Source organism: Arthrobacter sp. StoSoilA2, from assembly GCF_019977195.1.
In the GTDB taxonomy this organism is placed as follows: Bacteria; Actinomycetota; Actinomycetes; order Actinomycetales; family Micrococcaceae; genus Arthrobacter.
The window spans coordinates 2,809,236-2,824,258 of record NZ_AP024643.1 but is presented as its reverse complement, the minus strand read 5'-3'; the positions used below and the strand labels follow the sequence as shown (position 1 = coordinate 2,824,258).

Sequence of the window (15,023 nt, the reverse complement as noted above, 5' to 3'; positions counted from 1 at the left end):
CATGTGGAAGATCTCTTTGGTGCCGGTGCAAACAACGACGACGAGTCGGAGGATCTGCCTGCCGGAGGGGGAGCCTCCGACGCCGCGTGGATGGCGTCCCAGCGGAGCCCGCTGGCAGTTCGGATGCGCCCCCGGACCTTGGATGACGTGGTGGGTCAACAGCACCTGTTGGGACACGGTTCCCCGCTTCGCCAGCTCGCCGCGGGCGCAGAAGCTGCCGGCCCGGCAGGGCCCAGTTCAGTCATTCTGTGGGGGCCTCCCGGAACCGGGAAAACGACGTTGGCACATGTCATCGCCCGCGGACCGGGGCGGAAGTTCGTGGAATTGTCTGCCATTACTGCCGGTGTGAAGGATGTTCGCCGGGTAATGGATGAGGCTTTGACCGCCCGGGACCTTTACAAGAAGACCACTGTCCTGTTCCTCGATGAAATCCACCGGTTCAACAAGGCGCAGCAGGACGCACTGTTGCCTGGCGTTGAAAACCGGTGGGTGGTCCTGGTGGCGGCCACCACGGAGAACCCGTCGTTCTCGGTGGTATCACCGCTGCTGTCCCGCTCGCTTCTGCTGACGCTGAAGCCACTGACGGATGACGACATTGCCGGTCTGTTGCAGCGGGCTGTTGCTGATGCCCGTGGCCTTGCCGGGCGTGTGGAACTCAGTCCCGGGGCTTTGGATCACTTGGTGCGGCTTTCCGGAGGTGACGCCAGAAGGGCCCTGACTGCCCTGGAAGCTGCGGCCGGCGTAGCGTTCGGAGACAGCAATGCCGTTTCAACCGTCGTCGAAGGGGAAGGCGAAACCGACGGGACCAACGTCACCGACGGGGGCAACGTCACTGACGACGGCGAGCCCGGACTTGCCGGGGACGGCGCCCCGGACGCTCCCGTACTCGTGGAACTGAGGCACACCGAGCGTGCCCTTGACGCCGCTGCTGTCCGTTATGACCGGGCCGGCGACCAGCACTACGACGTCGCCAGTGCGTTCATCAAGTCCATCAGGGGCTCGGACGTTGATGCCTCCCTTCACTATCTGGCGCGGATGCTGGAGGCGGGGGAGGACCCGAGGTTCGTGGCGCGGCGCATCATCATTTCCGCGGCGGAAGACATCGGCATGGCCGATCCCACCGCTTTGCAAACAGCTGTGGCAGCGGCACAGGCGGTCCAGTTGATAGGGATGCCGGAAGGCCGGATTGTCCTGGCCGAAGCTGTTGTCCACCTTGCCACCGCCCCCAAGTCCAATGCGGCGTACATGGGCTTGAACAAGGCGGTTGCCGACGTCCGTGCCGGTTTCGGCGGCGGCATCCCCATGCATCTGCGGGACGCGCACTATCCAGGTGCCAAGCAATTGGGACATGGCAAGAGCTACAAGTACGCCCATGATGAACCGCACGGGGTGGCGACCCAGCAGTACCCGCCGGATGACCTCGTGGGAAAGGACTACTACGAGCCAACCAACAACGGCGCCGAACGCGATATAGCTGCCAGGCTGGAACGGCTCCGGAAGATCATCCGGGGACAGTAGCGTGGTAGGATAGTTGCTTGTCTGGCATGACCCGACGCACAATCCCTTTGAAGATTCCTTCAATGGAGCTGTGCCGCGGGCCAGTAGCAAAAGGCAGCGGTTGGCCGATGCTCTCCCTGATGGAGGCCAGTAACACTGACACACCGCAGTAATTTGGAAGGACACAAGTGGCTAACAACACTCGTGCTCGCCGTACCGCACGCCTTTCGCGTGCACTCGGCATTGCTCTGACCCCCAAGGCCGCCAAGTACATGGAGCGCCGCCCGTACGGCCCCGGTGAGCACGGCCGTGCCCGCAAGAAGCAGGACTCCGACTACGCCGTACGTCTGCGCGAAAAGCAGCGTCTCCGCGCCCAGTACGGCATCCGCGAAGCCCAGATGACCCGTGCCTTCGAAGAAGCACGCCGCACCAAGGGCCTCACCGGTGAAAACCTGGTTGAGCTGCTCGAAATGCGGTTGGACGCCCTCGTACTGCGTGCAGGCTTCGCCCGCACCATCGCACAGGCCCGCCAGCTCGTTGTGCACCGCCACATCATGGTTGACGGCATCCGCGTGGACCGCCCGTCCTTCCGCGTTGGCGAAGGCCAGCTCATCCACGTTCACAGCCGCTCCGAGGTCATGGCTCCGTTCCAGGTCGCAGCTGCTGGTGCCCACGCCCTGAACAACGTGCCGGCATACCTGGACGTCAAGCTGGACGCCCTGCAGGCCCGCCTGGTTCGCCGCCCGAAGCGCTCCGAGGTCCCCGTGATCTGCGAAGAGCAGCTCGTCGTCGAATTCTACGCCCGCTAAATTCAAGCAGCGATTACAAAGAAAGCCCGTGGCACACGCCGCGGGCTTTCTTTGTAGGTAGGGTACTGACGTTTTTTCGATAGGGTACTGGGGAGGCCTTGGTCGAAGCCGGATACCGGCCGTGCCGGGCAGCGCAACAATCTAGGAGATGAATTTTATGTCTGGTGGCGACATCGCCGGCCTGATTGCGGCAGGAGTGTTCGCACTGCTGGTCCTGCTGTTGGCCGTGCCTATCCTGAAGCTCGGTGGCGTCTTTGACGAAGTGCGCACCACCATCCGATCCATCAGCGACGGGGCGACGCCCCTCATGGACGAAGTAACCGCAACGGTTTCCACTACCAACCAGCAACTGAAAAAAGTCGACGGCATCGCATCGAACGTGTCCGACGCATCGGCGAACATTTCCGCCCTGTCCTCGCTGGTGGCTGCGACTGTTGGTTCGCCGCTGATCAAGGTTGCAGCCTTCAGCTATGGTGTCCGTTCGGCCTTCGCGGGCCGTCGCGCTCCTTCCTCCGGCCGTCGCAGCCGCTGAACCAATTGGAGACCAGGAACACATGAAAAGAATCGTTTGGATGGGCATTGGGGTGGCGATTGGCATTATTGCCTTCCGCAAGGTCACCGAGGCCAAGGCCACTATCGGCCCGGATGGCTTGAACCGTGCAGTTGGGCGCCTTGCCGACGGCTTGTTCGAGTTCGCGGATGCGGTGCGCTCAGGCATGCATGAACGCGAAGAGGACTTGAGGTCCGCGCTGGGCATTCAGAGTGTGGATATCAACACCAGCCCCGCCCGGCGCTAGCGAACACGGTTCGCCCCAGAGCCCACAACAAGGCAGAATGGAAAGCTGCGGAACGGCAACAGCCGGTGCCGCGCACAACGTGTGCAGTGAATTGAGAAGGGTAAGTAATCAGCTAATGAAGTCGCAGGAGATCACCAAACGCTGGGTGGACTTTTTTGTCAGCAAGGGCCACACCGCCGTTCCCTCCGCGTCGCTCGTTTCCAGCGACCCGTCACTTCTCTTTACTGTGGCAGGCATGGTGCCGTTCATTCCTTACTTGACGGCCCGCGAAGAGCCTCCCTACACACGCGCCACGAGCGTCCAGAAGTGTATCCGCACCGGCGACATCGAGGAAGTCGGCAAGACGGCACGGCACGGCACGTTCTTCCAGATGTGCGGCAACTTCTCCTTCGGGGACTACTTCAAGGAAGATGCCATCAAGTTCGCTTTCGAGCTGCTCACCAAGAGCGTTGACGACGGCGGCTATGGGCTTCCTGCCGAACGCCTCTGGGTGACGGTCTACGAGGAAGACGACGAAGCCAAGGAACTGTGGCTCAAGAACACGGGCATTCCGGCAGAACGCATCCAGCGCATGGGCAAGTCGGATAATTACTGGCACACGGGCCAGCCCGGTCCCGCAGGCCCCTGCTCGGAGATCTACTACGACCGCGGTCCCGAGTACGGTATTGAAGGCGGCCCCATCGCCGACGAAACGCGCTACATCGAAATCTGGAACCTCGTGTTCATGCAGTACCAGATCGAGAACGTGCGTTCCAAGGTGGACTTCGACATCGTGGGCGAACTGCCGAACAAGAACATTGACACCGGCCTGGGCATGGAACGCCTCGCGATGATCCTCCAGGGCGTCGAGAACATGTATGAGACAGACCAGGTCCGTCCTGTCATTGACAAGGCTGCAGAGCTGTCCGGCCGTGAATACACCTCTGCCGAGTCAGCAGATGACCCCCACCACACTGACGACGTCCGGATGCGCGTTGTTGCCGACCACATCCGCTCGGCCCTGATGCTCATTGCTGACGGAGTAGCACCTTCGAACGAAGGCCGAGGCTATGTCCTGCGCCGGCTGATCCGCCGGGCCGTCCGTGCGATGCGCCTGCTCGGTGTCGAGAAGGCTTGCCTGCCGGACCTTCTTCCTGCTTCCCGTGACGCCATGAAGGGTGTCTACCCGGTAGTGGAGACGGACTTCGCGCGCATCAGCCGTATCGCTTACGCCGAGGAAAAGGCGTTCCTGCGCACCATTGCCTCGGGTACAGCCCGCCTGGAGGATGCGGTGGCCGAATCGAAGGCTGCAGGGGTTCCCTTGTCCGGCGCCGATGCTTTTGCGCTGCATGACACCTACGGTTTCCCCATTGACCTCACCTTGGAAATGGCTGAAGAAGCCGGCCTTAAGGTTGACGAAGCCGGCTTCCGCTCGCTCATGCTTGAACAGCGTCAGCGCGCACAGGCAGATGCCAAGGGCAAGAAGGGCGGCCACGCCGATCTCACCGCCTACCAGGAGATGCTTGGCCAGGGCGAGACTACGTTTACCGGCTACGACGAGCTTGAGGGCGAGTCCAAGGTCCGCGGCATCGTCAGCGGCGGTCGGCGCGTGGCGCACGCTTCCACGGGCGACGAAATCGAAGTGGTCCTCAATGAGACGCCGTTCTATGCAGAAGCCGGTGGACAGTCGGCCGATACCGGCCTGATCACCGGCGACGGATTCGTCGTCGAGGTCCTGGACGTCCAGCGCCCGGTAAAGGGTCTGAGCGTCCATAAGGCAATCGTCCGGGAAGGTGAGATCGCCACCGAAGCCCTGGTGCGCGCCGCCGTCGACCGTGAACGGCGCCACGCGGCCGAGCAGGCGCACACTGGTACGCACATTGTGCATGCCGCGCTGCACCAGATCCTGGGCCCGGAAGCTACCCAGCGCGGTTCCTACAACAAAGCCGGCTACCTCCGCTTCGACTTCGCCTGGGGTGAGGGCCTGAGCCCCGCCACGCGTTCGGAAATTGAAGAGGTTTCCAACATCGCCATCCGGAACAACTACCGGGTGGACACCAAGGTCATGGGCTTGGCAGAGGCCAAGGCCCTGGGCGCCATGGCCCTGTTCGGCGAGAACTACGGCAGTGAAGTACGCGTCGTGGAGATCGACGGCGCGTGGTCCCGCGAGCTTTGTGGTGGCACGCACGTGTCCAATACTTCCCTTATTGGCAGCCTTTCCCTGTTGGGTGAGCAGTCGGTTGGTTCCGGAAACCGTCGTGTGGAGGCCTTCGTGGGCTTGGACGCTTTCCGCCACCTGGCGGCCGAGCGGGCACTCGTTACGGAACTCACGGAACTGTTGAAGGTTCCCTCCGGCCAGCTCGCGGACCGCATCTCCAGCACCTTGAACAAGTTGAAGGCAACAGAGAAGGAACTCGACCGCCTTCGCAAGGAGCAGCTGGCTGCAGCGGCCGCCAACCTGGTGGGTACCGCCAAGGACGCCGCGGGTGTGCGGGTTGTAGCCCACGACGCCGGCCAGGTGGGTGGCGCAGACGATCTCCGGAACCTTGCCCTGGACCTCCGCAGCCGTTTGGGCTCCGAAGCCGCCACTGTGGCCGTAGCCGGTGTCAGCAACGACCGGCCCGTCATTTTGATCGCCACGAATGAGGCTGCCCGTGAAGCCGGTGTGAAGGCCGGAGCTTTGGTGCGCCTTGCCGCGGGAATCCTCGGTGGTGGCGGCGGCGGCAAGGACGATGTCGCCCAAGGCGGCGGCACCGACGCTGGGAAGGTCTCTGAGGCCCTCACAGCGGTGGTGGATGCGATAGCCAAGCGCTAACGGTGAATTCCAGTACGAACAGCGGCGTCTACCCCCAAGGCATCAAGCTGGGGGTAGACGTCGGCACCGTCAGGGTTGGGCTGGCCATTTGCGACCCCGACGAAATCCTGGCCACGCCTTTCAAGACAGTGGGCCGCGACGCCAAAAAGAACTCCGATGTTCGCGTGGTGGTTAAACAGGCTATGGAAATGCGGGCCGTGCAGATTTTCGTGGGCCTTCCAAAGACCATGAAGGGGGAGGAACGAAGCTCCGCGCAGATGGCAACGGAGTACGCCGAACTGCTTGCGGGCGAGCTCGCCCGAACCGGTTTGGACGTTCCCGTGAACCTCGTGGATGAGCGTCTTTCCACTGTTACGGCGCACCGCAACCTGCACGAAGCTGGCATGAGCAGCAAGAACCACCGTAAAGTGGTTGATCAGGTTGCCGCTGCTGGAATACTTCAGCACGCGATCGACATGCAAAAAGCCAGAGGAACGGACGTTGGCCGCCGCGTAAATGCACCGGGGCCGTCCGATACATCCAGCAGTGCCCCAACGCTGCAGGCTTCCTCCGGCCCTGAACCAGATTCTTCTACGAGGGGACTGCAACTGTGAGCCCGGTCAACAACGACCCCTCCAGCGGAACCGCCGGCGGCGGCATGCCGCTGACCCGCAAGGAACTGCGGGCGCGGGAACGATTCCTCGCCACCCAGAACCAGAACGTCGTACCCGTTCCCGAAGCGACGCCGGGGGAAGCAGCGCCTTCGGCTGATGTCGAGCCTGAACTGCCCCGCCCGATCCCCGCGGTTCCCAAGCCAACTGCTGTGCCTGAAGCCCCTGCGCCTGAACCGGTTGCGCCTGAGCCTTCCGCGCCCCAACCGGCTGCGTCTGAAACCCCGGCCCCGGAACCTGTGCGGGCTGCTTCTCCGGAGGTCCCGCCAATTCCGGAGGCGTTGCCGACGGTTGCTCCTGCCGAACATGTGGAGCCCGTGCTTTCGGAAGAGGAGCACCATGACGATGCCCTTCCGGTCCCGGCTGTTGCACATGTCTATGCCGGTCATGCCAATGAGGCCCACGACACCTACGGCGTCCACGAAGGCTCGGTCCACGTGGATGATCATGCGTTTGAAGAGCATGCGCCCCAGTACCATTACGAAGCCCACGAAGGGCACATGGAGCTTCACGACGAGCTTCATGACGAGCACCACCACCTCATCGCTCCGGTAGAAGTTACGGCGGCGTCCAAGGCCGCGGCCAAGAAGGCGCGGCGTCGCCGTCGGGTCCTTGCCTTGCTGATCACGCTGGGAGTCTTTGTTGCCGCCATCGCGATCGGGGCACAATTCCTCAAGCCCCTCCTTGGCATGGACAAAGTCACTGATTACCCCGGTCCCGGGACGGGCTCCGTCAGCATTACGGTCCCGGAAGGGGCCGGCCCCAAGGCTGTGGCAACCGCGCTGGTGGAAAACCACGTCGTGGCGGACGCCGATTCCTTCGTCAAGGAGTTCGTGACCGAGGGCGGCGAGCTCTCGCCGGGGGAATTCACCTTCCGTACCGAGATGAAAAACTCCGACGCCGTTGCCGTCCTCGTCAACAAGGACGCTTCCAAGGTGATCTACTTCGCCCTGAGTGCAGGTCTGAGGATCAACGAGTCGCTGGAGGCTATCTCCAAGGGCTCCGGCATCCCCATGGCACAGCTGAATGGCTTCAACCAGGCGCCCGGACAGTTCGGGGTGCCTGCGAAGGCCAAAAACCTGGAGGGCTTCCTCGCTCCCGGAGAGTATCGCTTCCCGCTGGGAACATCGGGTAAGGACATCATCCAGAAGTTGGTCTCCAGCACCCTTGATGAGCTCAAGGCCCAAGGAATTACGGATCCGGCCAAGCAGTACGACACCGTAACCATCGCCAGCATCGTCCAGGCGGAGGGCGGCCAGGCCGACTATGGGAACGTCGCTGGTGCGATCTACAACAGGCTCAAACCGAACAACACCGAGACCAACGGCCTTATCCAGTCCGACGCCACGGTGACTTATGGCCTGGGCAAGAAGTCCTTCCACCTCACGGACGAAGAGAAGGCCGATAAGTCCAACACCTACAACACGTACGCCAACCCAGGGCTGCCCGCCGGTCCGATCGGTTCTCCGGGCAAGACGGCGATCGACGCCGCAGCAAAGCCGACGCAGAACGATTACCTGTACTGGGTCACCATCAACCTGGACACCAAGGAGACCAAGTTCTCCAAGACGCTGGCCGAACACAGCAGGTACGTTGAGCAATACAACGCATGGTGCCAGGCCAACGCCGGACGGTGCGTGTGAGTCGTCGCGCCGCTGTCCTCGGGCACCCGATCTCACATTCGAAATCCCCGGCGATGCACACTGCCGCCTATGCCAAGCTCGGCGTGGACATCGAATACTCGGCAATCGACCTGACGGTCGATAGGCTTCCGGCCTTCATGGATTCCCTCCGCGGGGACCAATCATGGTGCGGGCTGTCGGTAACCATGCCCTTGAAGTCGGCCATGGTCAGGGAAGTTGACGAGGTCCGGGGCGCTGGCGCCCAGTTAGGCGTTATCAACACTGTGGCCTTTGAGTACGACGGCGGTTCGGCTCGCCGCATCGGTTACAACACGGATGTAGTGGGCATCGTGGAAGCAGTGCGTTACGCGGGAATCTCTTCGGCACCGCATGCTGCTGTCCTCGGCGGCGGAGGAACCTCCGCGGCTGCCATTGCTGCCGTACACGAGCTCGGGACCGGGCATGTGGACGTTTTCGTCCGTGATGCCACGCGCGCCGTCGACGCCCAGGCCGCTGCGTCCGCCGTCGGAATTTCCCTGCGGCTCCGCCCCCTCAGTGAGGCGGCCACTGCCGTGGCCGGGTCCGGGCTGGTCATCTCCACCTTTCCACCGCGCGCGGCCGATGCGCTTGCGGAAGAGCTCGCTGCCCTGCCAGGAACAGGGGCAGGGGTTTTGCTGGACGTCGCTTATGACCCGTGGCCAAGCCGCCTCGCCGAGGTTTGGCACGGCCATGGGGGAGCGGTGGTTCCCGGGCTTGAAATGCTGATGTACCAAGCGGCGGAGCAGATCCGGCAGTTCAGTGGCTGTGACGTTGACGCCTCCGTCATAGATGTGATGTGCGACTCAGTTGGGCTTCCCCGGCGAGTGTTCTAGAGGCCTTACATGGCAGGATTGGTTATATGTTGCGTTGGTTGACTGCCGGTGAATCCCATGGTCCGGCTCTGATCGGAATTGTTGAAGGCGTGCCCGCCGGTGTTGAACTCACCAGCGGGCAAATCCGTGATGCTTTGGCGCGTCGTCGCCTGGGCTATGGACGTGGCGCCCGCATGAAGTTTGAGCAGGATGAAGTCACGATCCTCGGTGGCGTGCGCCACGGCATCACCCAGGGTGGTCCGGTCGCCATTCAGGTGGGCAACACCGAATGGCCAAAGTGGGAGCAGATTATGTCTGCTGATCCGGTGGACCCTGAAGTCCTTGCCGACCAAGCCCGCAACGCACCTCTGACGCGCCCGCGTCCGGGGCACGCCGATTTCACCGGGATGCAGAAGTACGGCTTTGATGAAGCCCGTCCGGTCCTTGAGCGCGCAAGTGCGCGTGAAACCGCCACCCGTGTTGCTCTTGGTACCGTTGCCGCCCAGTTCCTTAAGCAACTGGGCGTGGAATTGGTAAGCCACACCGTTTCCATCGCCAGCGTCACCGTACCCGAGGGCAAGGCGTTGCCCCTGCCTAAGGACGTCATCGCCCTTGATGCAGATCCGCTGCGCTGCTTCGACCGCGAAACATCCGATGCAATGGTCGCCGAGGTGGATGCCGCCCACAAGGAAGGGGAAACCCTTGGCGGCGTGGTTGAGGTCCTTGCCTACGGGCTTCCCCCTGGATTGGGCAGTTACGTCCATTGGGACCGCCGCCTTGATTCCCGCCTGGCCGCTGCGCTGATGGGTATCCAGGCCATCAAGGGCGTGGAGGTCGGCGACGGTTTCCTCACCGCTGCCCGCCGTGGTTCTGCAGCGCACGACGAAATCCTCAAGGATGAGAACGGCAGAATTATTCGTCAGACCAACCGTGCCGGCGGCATTGAGGGTGGAATGAGCATCGGCGAAGTTCTGCGCGTCCGCGCCGCCATGAAGCCTATTGCTACTGTTCCCCGCGCGTTGCGCACCATTGATGTCAGCACCGGGGAACCCGCCAAGGCGCACCACCAGCGTTCGGACGTTTGTGCAGTTCCGGCAGCGGGCGTTGTGGCCGAGGCCATGGTTGCCCTCGTCCTCGCAGAAGCCATTGCCGAGAAATTCGGAGGTGACTCTGTTGCCGAGACCACGCGTAACCTGCAGAGCTACCTGGACAACATTCCGGCAACCCTGGACTCGGTCGGCCGGTAGTGGGCCGCACTACCCAGGACGGCTGCGCTGGCCGTCCCGTTGTCCTGGTGGGTCCCATGGCAGTTGGCAAGTCTGCGATCGGCCAGCAACTGGCGCAGCAACTCGGCGTTCCCTTCGTGGACACCGACGCCGTGGTGGTCGCGGCGCACGGCAGCATCGCTGACATTTTCGCTGGTCGGGGAGAACACGCGTTCCGGGAAATCGAAGCCCGGGCAGTGGCGAAGGCCATCGAGGCCGCCAAGGAACAACCAGCGGTGATTTCGCTGGGTGGTGGAGCGGTCCTGGACTCGGGAACCCAGCAATTGCTGGGGGAGTGCACCGTGGTTTACCTGGAATGCGACGCCTCGACTGTTGCTGACCGGATCGCGCGAAACACCGGAAGGCCTTTGCTGCAGGGCGACGCAATGTCCCGTTGGGAAGCTTTGTTTGCCACCAGGCGTCCAGTGTATGAGCGCCTGGCAGACATTGTCCTGGACGTCCGTTCGGGATCCGTGGCTGAAATCGGCCTCCGGTTGGAGGAACGGCTGCGCCAGCATGCAGCCTTGAAAGAGGAAGTTGAAAAGTGAGCAACGAAGCAACTGTCATCAAGGTGACCGGCCAATCAACCACGGAGAACTACGACGTCATCGTGGGCCGTGGACTCCTGCAATCCCTTCCCGCCAAGCTTGGCGAGCGGGTTCGACGCGTGCTTGTCATTCACCCACGTGCCCTTCGCCTGACCGGGGACACCGTCCGCGATGAGCTCGAAGCTGCCGGCTTCACCGCGCTGACGGCCGAGATCCCGGATGCCGAAGAAGGCAAGCACATACAGGTTGCCGCTTTCTGCTGGCAGGTGCTGGGGCAGAACGACTTCACGCGCTCGGACGCCATTGTTGCCGTCGGTGGCGGGGCCGTGACCGACCTCGCCGGATTCGTTGCCGCTACCTGGCTTCGCGGAGTCAAAGTCATCCACATGCCCACCAGCTTGTTGGGCATGGTGGATGCCTCAGTTGGCGGCAAAACAGGTATCAACACTGCCGAAGGCAAGAACCTGGTGGGATCGTTCCATCCTCCGGCGGCTGTACTGGCGGATCTGGATACGCTCAAGACTTTGCCCAGGAATGAGCTGATTTCCGGAATGGCAGAGGTCATCAAGTGCGGCTTTATCGCCGATCCCGCGATCCTTGACCTCGTGGAAAAGAACACGGACGCCGTGATGGATCCGGAGTCGGATGTTGTCCGTGAACTCATCGAACGCGCCATTGCGGTCAAAGCCAACGTCGTCTCCCAGGACCTCAAGGAATCCGGGCTGCGCGAAATCCTGAACTACGGACACACCCTGGGCCATGCCATTGAACTCGTGGAACGGTACTCCTGGCGCCATGGTGCGGCCGTTTCGGTAGGCATGATGTTCGCTGCTGAACTGGCCCGAAGCGTTGGACGACTCTCCGACGCCGACGCCGACCGGCACCGCACCATCCTTGAGAGCCTTGGTTTGCCCATCACCTACCGCAAGGACCGTTGGCAAGGCCTGCTGGATGGCATGCGCCGGGATAAGAAGTCACGTGGCGACCTCCTGCGCTTTGTTGTCCTGGATGGCGTAGCCAAGCCCGGCATTCTGGACGTCCCCGATACGTCCCTGTTGTTTGCTGCCTACCAGGAGATTGCTTCATGATGACCACCCTCAGGGAAGGCGTCAGCGATTGGCCAACCGCAGGATTCCCGGGCGTCCGCACGAACCCGGACACCTTGCTGCCCGTCATCGTCAACGAAGACGCACTGGAATCTGCGCTGGCCGCTTCGGAAGATCCTGCCGACCGCATCATGGCGCTGCTGCTGGAAAACCAGCCAAAGGAAGCGGCGGAATTGCTCGCCGAAGCCCGCTACAAGGACCCGGAATCCTTCCGGTTGCGGATTTTTGAAGCTGAAGTCCACCGGGCCACCAACCGCCTGGACCGTGCCATCCAACTGTTCCGCCAACTGCTGCAGGAAGTCCAGGGCACATCCAAGGAAGCGATCGTCCACCAGTATTTGGGCAGGGCATATTTTGTGAGCGGAAATGCGCTGGCAGCGTCCGAAGAGTTCGCCAAGGCACTGGACCTGAGGGTTGCCAAGGCCGCCGATGCCGCGTTGATTTACTCCTCCGCGGTGGCACTCCAACGGGCCAGGGACGTGCTGGAACTCGCATCCTGATCCAGGCTGGAACCACCCGAAGCCAAGCCACTTCCCATTTGCCGGTAGAATGGTTCTTGGATTTTTGATAAATACGCGCTGGCACGCCTTTTGGCATGCTGGCTGGCATACCCGGCTGGAAGCTAGAAACCGTAGCTAGAACCAGTGAGAGAAACCAGAGGATACGAGTGGCAACCACAAACGACATCAAGAACGGAACCGTACTGAAGCTCGAGGGCCAGCTCTGGAACATCATTGAGTTCCAGCACGTCAAGCCGGGCAAGGGTGGCGCTTTCGTTCGCACCAAGATGCGCAACGTCATGTCCGGCAAGGTGGTTGACAAGACCTTCAACGCCGGCCTGAAGATCGAGACCGCTACGGTTGACCGCCGTGACTACCAGTACCTGTACCAGGATGGCGAAGACTTCGTCTTCATGGACACCCAGGACTACGACCAAATCACCGTTTCCGGTGCTACGGTCGGCGACGCCACAAACTTCATGCTCGAGAACCAGATGGTGAACATCGCCATCCACGAAGGCACGCCGCTGTACATCGAGCTGCCGCCGAGCGTCGTTCTCGAAATCACCTACACCGAGCCCGGCCTCCAGGGCGATCGCTCTTCGGCGGGCACCAAGCCGGCAACCGTGGAAACCGGCTACGAAATCCAGGTTCCGCTGTTTGTGGAGCAGGGCACCAAAGTCAAGGTTGACACCCGCGACGGCAGCTACCTGGGCCGGGTCAACGACTAGTGAGCGCACGCGGTAAAGCCCGTAGCAGGGCACTTGAAGTACTTTTCGAGGCGGAGCAGCGTTCCGTTTCGGCTTTTGACGCGCTCAAGGCGCGTCGGGAGAAAACGGATCTCGTCATTAACCCCTACACGATGGAAATCGTTGAGGGTGTCGTCTCCATGCAGCCGACTATCGACGAGTTCCTGCAGACCTATGCCCAGGGCTGGACGCTTGAGCGGATGCCTTCGGTAGACCGCATCATCCTCCGCATTGGTGCCTGGGAACTCCTCTACAACGACGAAGTCCCGGACGGAGTGGCAGTCAGCGAAGCTGTGGCCCTCGCCAAGACGATGTCCACGGACGAATCACCGGCCTTCATCAACGGCTTGCTTGGCCGGCTCCAGAAGCTCAAGCCGTCACTGCTCGCCTAGGCGTCGCTGCAGCTTGTTCAGAAAGAGGACCCGCGTCCACAGGAAACTGTGGGGCGGGTCCTCTTCTTTGAGCGGGTCAATTCTTAGAGCGGGTAAATTCTTTGGGGCGGGTCAGTTCAGCACTGCCGCCCGGAGCGCCGGAATCCCGCGAAGATGCTCAAGTTCGTCCCGCTGATGAACGGGCACGTCACGGCCGCTGAGGATGCGTTGGCGCGTGAACGCCAAGGCCGTGGCGCCCTTGATGAACGCCCGCATCTGCGCGGCACGACCACGCGAGGCTGCCCAGCGAACCGCCTGCCGCCTTCCTTGGGAGGTCGCCAGCATTTCAACTTCGGCCGGGGTGAACCATCCGGCCCTGGCATATTCGAGAAGCCGCTGCCGCGTGAGTTTGCCTTCGGCAATGCGCAGGAAAATGATGCCCAGGGCCGCGACCAGGAAGATCGGCACCTGCACCACGAAGTAGTCCAGCAGGAAGTCCTGGCCCATGCTGTTCCACCGGTTATGCAGGAACATGGCCGGCAGGAGTCCGATGGCGAAGGCGAGTACTGCATAGCCGGAATGCCATCGACGGGCGGCGAATCCCATAATCAGGCCGGTTGTCCCCGTGAAAATGGCGTGGGCGAAGGGTGACATGACCCCGCGAAGGATGAAGATCCGGACAAGGTCCGTGCCGGGCTCCGATGAGGAGGCGATCTCACGGCCGAAGTAGAGGATGTTCTCGGTGAAGGCAAAGCCGGCCGCGATGGTAAAAGTAAAGACCACACCATCCACGGGACCATCGAAATACTTCCGGGCTCCAAGGATCAGAAGCAACAGGCCAAGCGATTTGGTGAATTCCTCCACGATGGGAGCCTGGACCGTGGCCATGAAATAAGTGAATGCTTCTTCGCTGGTGGTGGGAGCTGCCAAGGCGAAGAGGGGCTGGATCAACAATGTTCCGGCGATTGAGACTGCGGCTCCCCATGTGAAAGCGAACCAGAGCAGCCTGTTTGGTTCGGGCTCCCAACGGTCAATGAGCCGCACGGTCAGCAGTACCACCGACAACGGGATCAGGGAGGCGATGAACCCGATCACGAAGCCTGCGATTCCTGTATTGCCCAGAAGGAAGGGAACCACCAGGAGAAGGCTGCCGAAGACCAATATGGCGCCCGCCAGGAGCAGGGGGAGTGTACCCGGCGACCGGCGTGCCCGGGGTGCCGGTGGAGCCGGCCAGGCCTGCTGGGGAAGGCTGCCGGGGTTGCCGGGCGCTGGTTGGTAGTTTCCGGGCTGTACGTGTCCGATCCATGTGGGATTGGCTCCCGGTTCCAGATAGGGCCGCGGGTAGGGTTGATGCCCGCCAGGGTGCCCAGGATGGTCGCTGCTCATGGCTTAGAGCCTATTGCAACGGGCCGGATGTGAGCTTTAACTCACGCCTCGTCTGCGGCCCGGTGAGGCGGCCGGTTT

At 62.1% G+C, this 15,023-nt stretch carries 15 protein-coding genes; 14 read left to right on the top strand and 1 reads right to left on the bottom strand.

Annotated elements, in window-relative coordinates:
* Nucleotides 1–3: 3 nt before the first annotated feature.
* From LDN82_RS12770 to nusB, 14 genes are all read left to right on the top strand, one after another.
* On the top strand, nt 4–1,518 hold the full coding sequence (locus LDN82_RS12770; RefSeq protein WP_224164478.1) for a replication-associated recombination protein A: 1,515 nt from the start codon (nt 4–6) through the stop codon (nt 1,516–1,518).
* Nucleotides 1,519–1,685: 167 nt separating this feature from the next.
* The gene (rpsD, locus tag LDN82_RS12765; protein WP_216925553.1) at nt 1,686–2,306 is read left to right on the top strand and encodes a 30S ribosomal protein S4; all 621 of its coding nucleotides are present in this window, start codon (nt 1,686–1,688) and stop codon (nt 2,304–2,306) included.
* A gap of 157 nt (nt 2,307–2,463) precedes the next feature.
* Nucleotides 2,464–2,838 (top strand): DUF948 domain-containing protein, encoded by a 375-nt coding sequence (locus LDN82_RS12760; protein ID WP_216925653.1) that lies wholly within the window; start codon nt 2,464–2,466, stop codon nt 2,836–2,838.
* A 22-nt stretch (nt 2,839–2,860) separates the two neighbouring features.
* Complete coding sequence (locus tag LDN82_RS12755; protein ID WP_224164477.1) at nt 2,861–3,103, top strand: DUF6167 family protein; 243 nt, start codon at nt 2,861–2,863, stop codon at nt 3,101–3,103.
* Between the two features lie 115 nt (nt 3,104–3,218).
* A complete protein-coding gene (gene alaS / locus LDN82_RS12750; RefSeq protein WP_224164476.1) occupies nt 3,219–5,897 on the top strand; it encodes an alanine--tRNA ligase in 2,679 nt (892 codons plus the stop codon).
* Nucleotides 5,898–5,899: 2 nt separating this feature from the next.
* On the top strand, nt 5,900–6,490 hold the full coding sequence (gene ruvX, locus LDN82_RS12745) for a Holliday junction resolvase RuvX (protein WP_224090564.1): 591 nt from the start codon (nt 5,900–5,902) through the stop codon (nt 6,488–6,490).
* Nucleotides 6,487–8,190, top strand: a complete 1,704-nt coding sequence (mltG, locus tag LDN82_RS12740; protein WP_224164475.1) for an endolytic transglycosylase MltG — start codon at nt 6,487–6,489, stop codon at nt 8,188–8,190. Before ruvX ends, mltG begins: the two co-directional genes overlap by 4 nt.
* Nucleotides 8,187–9,041, top strand: coding sequence for a shikimate dehydrogenase (locus tag LDN82_RS12735; protein WP_224167535.1), 855 nt, complete (start codon nt 8,187–8,189; stop codon nt 9,039–9,041). Before mltG ends, LDN82_RS12735 begins: the two co-directional genes overlap by 4 nt.
* Nucleotides 9,042–9,067: 26 nt before the next feature.
* Nucleotides 9,068–10,267, top strand: a complete 1,200-nt coding sequence (gene aroC / locus LDN82_RS12730; RefSeq protein WP_224090548.1) for a chorismate synthase — start codon at nt 9,068–9,070, stop codon at nt 10,265–10,267.
* A 56-nt stretch (nt 10,268–10,323) separates the two neighbouring features.
* Nucleotides 10,324–10,833, top strand: coding sequence for a shikimate kinase (locus tag LDN82_RS12725; RefSeq protein WP_263422248.1), 510 nt, complete (start codon nt 10,324–10,326; stop codon nt 10,831–10,833).
* The gene (aroB, locus tag LDN82_RS12720; RefSeq protein ID WP_224164474.1) at nt 10,830–11,921 is read left to right on the top strand and encodes a 3-dehydroquinate synthase; all 1,092 of its coding nucleotides are present in this window, start codon (nt 10,830–10,832) and stop codon (nt 11,919–11,921) included. The genes LDN82_RS12725 and aroB overlap by 4 nt, the downstream gene beginning before the upstream one ends.
* The gene (locus tag LDN82_RS12715) at nt 11,918–12,439 is read left to right on the top strand and encodes a tetratricopeptide repeat protein (protein WP_224090545.1); all 522 of its coding nucleotides are present in this window, start codon (nt 11,918–11,920) and stop codon (nt 12,437–12,439) included. The genes aroB and LDN82_RS12715 overlap by 4 nt, the downstream gene beginning before the upstream one ends.
* Nucleotides 12,440–12,606: 167 nt before the next feature.
* Nucleotides 12,607–13,170 carry an elongation factor P gene (efp, locus tag LDN82_RS12710; RefSeq protein ID WP_011774957.1) on the top strand — a complete coding sequence of 188 codons (564 nt, stop codon included), beginning with the start codon at nt 12,607–12,609 and terminating at the stop codon, nt 13,168–13,170.
* Entirely contained in the window at nt 13,170–13,580 is a 411-nt protein-coding gene (gene nusB, locus LDN82_RS12705) for a transcription antitermination factor NusB (RefSeq protein WP_216925562.1), read from the top strand. The genes efp and nusB overlap by 1 nt, the downstream gene beginning before the upstream one ends.
* Nucleotides 13,581–13,691: 111 nt before the next feature.
* On the opposite strand, the gene LDN82_RS12700 is transcribed toward nusB, so the two are convergent.
* Nucleotides 13,692–14,945: a PrsW family intramembrane metalloprotease gene (locus tag LDN82_RS12700; RefSeq protein WP_224164473.1), complete on the bottom strand. Its 1,254-nt coding sequence runs from the start codon at nt 14,943–14,945 to the stop codon at nt 13,692–13,694.
* Nucleotides 14,946–15,023 lie beyond the last annotated feature (78 nt).

What these genes read in the sequence shown, in the direction of transcription:
- LDN82_RS12715 (WP_224090545.1), top strand. Translation starts at nt 11,918, where the DNA reads ATGATGACCACCCTCAGGGAAGGCGTCAGCGATTGGCCAACCGCAGGA.
- LDN82_RS12725 (WP_263422248.1), top strand. Translation starts at nt 10,324, where the DNA reads ATGGCAGTTGGCAAGTCTGCGATCGGCCAGCAACTGGCGCAGCAACTC.
- aroC (WP_224090548.1), top strand. Translation starts at nt 9,068, where the DNA reads ATGTTGCGTTGGTTGACTGCCGGTGAATCCCATGGTCCGGCTCTGATC.
- LDN82_RS12700 (WP_224164473.1), bottom strand. Translation starts at nt 14,945, where the DNA reads ATGAGCAGCGACCATCCTGGGCACCCTGGCGGGCATCAACCCTACCCG.
- LDN82_RS12760 (WP_216925653.1), top strand. Translation starts at nt 2,464, where the DNA reads ATGTCTGGTGGCGACATCGCCGGCCTGATTGCGGCAGGAGTGTTCGCA.
- LDN82_RS12755 (WP_224164477.1), top strand. Translation starts at nt 2,861, where the DNA reads ATGAAAAGAATCGTTTGGATGGGCATTGGGGTGGCGATTGGCATTATT.
- alaS (WP_224164476.1), top strand. Translation starts at nt 3,219, where the DNA reads ATGAAGTCGCAGGAGATCACCAAACGCTGGGTGGACTTTTTTGTCAGC.